The sequence below is a fragment of the Enterobacter sp. R-1.6.2 genome, from assembly GCF_035064085.1.
Classification (GTDB): Bacteria; Pseudomonadota; Gammaproteobacteria; order Enterobacterales; family Enterobacteriaceae; genus Enterobacter; species Enterobacter asburiae_B.
The window spans coordinates 1-1,742 of record NZ_JASEYI010000083.1; the positions used below are offsets into that span (position 1 = coordinate 1).

At 44.2% G+C, this 1,742-nt stretch carries 1 protein-coding gene; it reads right to left on the bottom strand.

Annotation, left to right across the window (positions count from 1 at the left end):
* Positions 1 to 218: 218 nt before the first annotated feature.
* Positions 219 to 1,544 (bottom strand): reactive chlorine resistance oxidoreductase RclA, encoded by a 1,326-nt coding sequence (gene rclA / locus QMN93_RS25800; protein WP_007896426.1) that lies wholly within the window; start codon positions 1,542 to 1,544, stop codon positions 219 to 221.
* Positions 1,545 to 1,742: the final 198 nt, after the last annotated feature.

Genomic DNA, 1,742 nt, shown 5'->3' on the forward strand with positions numbered 1-1,742 from the left:
GTAGCTGAACAGGAGGGACAGCTGATAGAAACAGAAGCCACTGGAGCACCTCAAAAACACCATCATACACTAAATCATTAAGTTGGCAGCATCACCGATTTTTTAAACATATAAAATACCATCAATGAAGTGATTAAGAAGTTATAGAGTAACAGAGAATTAATAAGATTCTTTTCTCTGAGACGCCAGAATATTTGTTCTGGCGTCTGATTTTGAGTTTATTTGACTAATGAAAATAGATCATTGAGTGATTCGCTCATCGACGGATGAGTAAATATCTGATCGCGTAATATGCTATAAGGCAGCCCGGCATCCATCACCATTTTCACTATATTGATCATCTCGTGGGAGTCAATACACAGCAGTGATGCTCCTAATATACGTTGGGTTTTATTATCAACAATCGCTTTTAATACCCCACGGGTATCGTTCATCACTCTGGCGCGCGGAATTGCAGCTACAGGCAATGTCACCACCTGAATATCAGCACCACTCTCTCTGGCTTGTTCTTCTGTCATACCAACCCTGGACAGGGGCGGTGTCATAAATACGGAATAAGGCACATTTTTCCGATCATCAGTACTACGTTTGCCTTCACCCAGTAACTCATCACGTACAATGCGGTAATCATCCAGTGATATGTAAGTAAATTGCAGCCCGCCGGTAACATCTCCCATCGCCCAAATATTGTCTGCGGTGGTATGTAATCGCTTGTCAACGACAATTGCCCCGCGCTCGTTTACTGCGATACCGGCATTTTCTGGATGTAACGAAGCGGTAGCCGGTTGACGACCGGAAGCTATTAACAGTGCATCCACCGCCAGTTGGGCGTGCTCGCTATGCACTTGCACTTGATTTTCATGGTGACTGATTCGCTCCACATGGGCATTGAGGATAATATCGACGCCCTGATCGCGTAAAATCGTCGCGATATTATCAGCAATATCCCGATCTTCCCGAGGCAAAAACAGCGAAGCTGCCTCTAAAATGGTTACTTTGCTGCCAAAATTAGCGAACATAGAGGCGAACTCAACGCCAATATATCCGCCGCCCAAAATACCTAAATGCCCAGGCAATTCTTTTAGATTAAGTAATCCGGTGCTGTCATATACACCAGGCGTGGTGGTAATTCCAGGAATTGGCGGAACCACGGCTTGTGCACCGGTATTAATAAAAATTTTCTCGCCATGAATCTCCAAATTTCCCTCAGGCCGATGAACACGCAGGCTATGATTATTGATAAACTCCGCCTGGCCGTCGATCACGTCGATATTGGGCATATCCGCAAGATTATGAAAATTCTTATTACGTAAAAAATTAACCACTTCATTTTTACGCTGTATGGCACGGACAAAATCTGTGTGCTGCTGTGCGTCATGAACCAATGTTTTGGTTGGGATACAGCCGATATTAATACAGGTCCCGCCATACATTGCATTTGATTGTTCGATGAGAGCCACACGCCAACCTGCTTTTGCCAGCGTGACGGCTAATGTTTTTCCAGCCTTGCCAAAACCAATAATAACTGCCTGATATTTATTCATGATGATTTCCTGTCGAAACGCGTTCATTTGACATCATGACTATAGACGCAAAAGGTGATGCTGCCAACTTACTGATTTAGTGTATGATGGTGTTTTTGAGGTGCTCCAGTGGCTTCTGTTTGGCTTTGTTGAATAAATCGAACTTTTGCTGAGTTGAAGGATCAGATCACGCATCTTCCCGACAACGCAGACCGTTCC

Excerpts from the sequence above, each read along its gene's own strand:
- rclA (WP_007896426.1), bottom strand. The coding sequence starts at position 1,544 with ATGAATAAATATCAGGCAGTTATTATTGGTTTTGGCAAGGCTGGAAAA.